This is a genomic window from Amycolatopsis sp. SID8362, from assembly GCF_010550475.1.
GTDB classification, from domain to species: domain Bacteria; phylum Actinomycetota; class Actinomycetes; order Mycobacteriales; family Pseudonocardiaceae; genus Amycolatopsis; species Amycolatopsis eburnea.
In genome coordinates, this window is the sequence record NZ_JAAGNB010000750.1 from 1 (window position 1) to 2,345 (window position 2,345).

Annotated in this window: 2 protein-coding genes and 1 pseudogene; 2 read left to right on the forward strand and 1 reads right to left on the reverse strand. The window is 72.5% G+C overall.

Going from position 1 to position 2,345, the window contains the following annotated elements; all coding sequences use genetic code 11:
- The coding region (locus G3I65_RS23415) for an SDR family oxidoreductase (protein WP_160698014.1) at window positions 1-694 on the forward strand (694 nt) is incomplete at its 5' end.
- Window position 695: 1 nt separating this feature from the next.
- Window positions 696-1,673 (forward strand): aldo/keto reductase, encoded by a 978-nt coding sequence (locus G3I65_RS23420; RefSeq protein WP_160698015.1) that lies wholly within the window; start codon window positions 696-698, stop codon window positions 1,671-1,673.
- Window positions 1,674-1,691: 18 nt separating this feature from the next.
- On the opposite strand, the pseudogene G3I65_RS23425 reads toward G3I65_RS23420, so the two are convergent.
- Window positions 1,692-2,345, reverse strand: a pseudogene (locus G3I65_RS23425) (transposase); the annotation flags it as partial.

Consider the following 2,345-nt stretch of genomic DNA (forward strand, 5'->3'; position numbering starts at 1 on the left):
GGGCGTGGTGGTGTCCGACGTGGACGCCGCCGGCGCGGCCCGGGTGGCGGACGAGATCGCCACCGCGGGCGGGCGGGCCGTCGCGGCGACCGCCGACGCGACGTCCAAAAAGGACCTGAAGGCGCTGGTCGCGACCGCCCGCGCCGAATTCGGCCCGGTGGACCTGTTCTGCGCCAACGCCGGCGCGGCGTTCGGCACCGGCGTCCACGCGTCCGACGAGCAGTGGCAGAAGTCCTGGGAGATCAACGTGCTGCAGCACGTCCACGCCGCCCAGGCCGTGCTGCCGTCGATGCTCGCGCGCGGCGAAGGCTACCTGCTGCTCACGGCGTCGGCTGCCGGCCTGCTGGGCACCCCGGGCGACGCGCCGTACTCGGTGACGAAGCACGCGGCCGTCGGCCTCGCGGAGTGGCTGGCGATCACCTACCGGCCCCGCGGGATCCGGGTCAGCGCGCTGTGCCCGCTCGGCGTCCGCACGGCGCTGCTCGAACCCGGCATCGCCGCCGGTCACCCGGCCGCGCTGGCGATCGCGGCGGCGGCACCGCTGCTCGAACCCGAGGACGTCGCCGAAGCCGTCGTGCACGGGCTCGGCAAGGAGGAGTTCCTGATCCTGCCGCACGAATCGGTGCGGGAGTCGTTCGCGCGCAAGGCGGGCGCGGTCGACGCGTGGATCGACGAGATGGCCGTGGGAGGCTGAAGTGGAGTACCGCAGGCTCGGCGCGAGCGGGCTCGCCGTCAGCGAGATCGCGTACGGCAACTGGCTGACGCACGGCGAACCCGGCTGCGTCACGGCGGCGCTGGACGCCGGCATCACGACGTTCCACACCGCGGCCGCGTGGGACGGCGGCGCGGCCGAAGAGGCGTACGGCGCGGCGTTTTCCGGTGCGTTGCGCGACGAACTGGTCCTGTGCACCGGCGTCTTCTGGCCGGAGGGCCCGGGCCCGAACGCCGCCGGGCTGAGCCGCAAGCACGTGATCGCGTCGTGCGAGGGCTCCCTGCGGCGGCTGCGGACCGACCACATCGACGTCTACCAGCTCCTGCGCTTCGACTACCGCACGCCGGTCGCGGAGACGTTCCTCGCGCTGTCCGACCTGGTGCGGCAGGGGAAGGTCCGGTACGTCGGCACGTCGGAGTGGACGGCCGAGCAGCTGCTGCAGGCCGACGAAGCCGCGCAGCGCCACGACGTCCCGCTGATCGCCAACCAGCCGCACTATTCGATGCTGTGGCGGGTGGCGGAGGCGCAGGTGATGCCGGTGTGCGACCGGATCGGCGTCGGGCAGTTCGCGTCGGTGCCGCTCGCCCAGGGCGTCCTCACGGGCAAGTACCACGACGGCCGCATCCCGGCGGGCTCCCGCGCGGCCGGCCCGGCGTACGCGCGGCCGTTGCTGATGCCGGAGCTGCTGGAGCGCGTGGAGCTGCTGCGCGGCGTCGCCGACGACGCGGGCTTGACGATGGCGCAGCTCGCGCTGGCGTGGACGCTGCAGCACGAGGGCGTCGCCGCGACGGTGGCCGGGGCGAGCACGCCGGAGCAAGTCACGGAGAACGCGAAGGCGAGCGGCGTCCGGCTGGACCTCGACGTGCTGACCCGGATCGACCACTTGCTCGGCAGCTTCGTCCAGACCGACCCGCGGCTGGTGTGGTCCCCGCCCGCCCAACCGGCTCCGGCACGAACGTAGTGAATGACTCCTTGAGTTTTAACTCTTGGTGGTCTTCTTGCCTCGTCGGCTGTTCTTGCGATAGGTCGGATAGCGGGTCCGGGGCGGCCGGGCGGAGCCGGTGGGACGTCCGGGACCGGGACGGGTGGGTTTCGGTGGGTTGGCCGGGGTGCCGGTCAACCCACGAACCCGCCGAAAATCCCGTCGAACCCGCCGTGGTGACATCATCTCGGCGGGCTGGGGTTTCTCCCACGGCAGCCGCAGATCACGGACACAGCCGCGAGCCAGCCGCAGCTGGGTGTAGGCGACCAGCACCAGCCAGCTCCACCGCAACGCCGTGTCGGGAAGCATCGGCGCCGGTGTGGTCCAGCCGAGATCCTGCTTGAGGAACCGGAACGTGTGTTCCAGGTCGAACCGCCGCTGATAAGCGGCGAAGATGGTGACCAGGTCCAGCACCGCAGGCCCGGCATGCCACAACCACATCGCCCCGGCCGGTGTCCCGCCCCCGGGCAGCCGCTCGATCTCCACCCGCACCACCGTGCCGGCCACGATCGGCAACGGCCCGTCATGCCCCTTCCAGTAGCCATCGCGGATCAACCGGCGATGCCGGGCGTCCCAGGCCGACAGGGTGACCTGGCCGTAGCGGGGCGAGGCCACGGTCGCGACCCGGTCGGGTGCGGTGAGAGTGGCGGG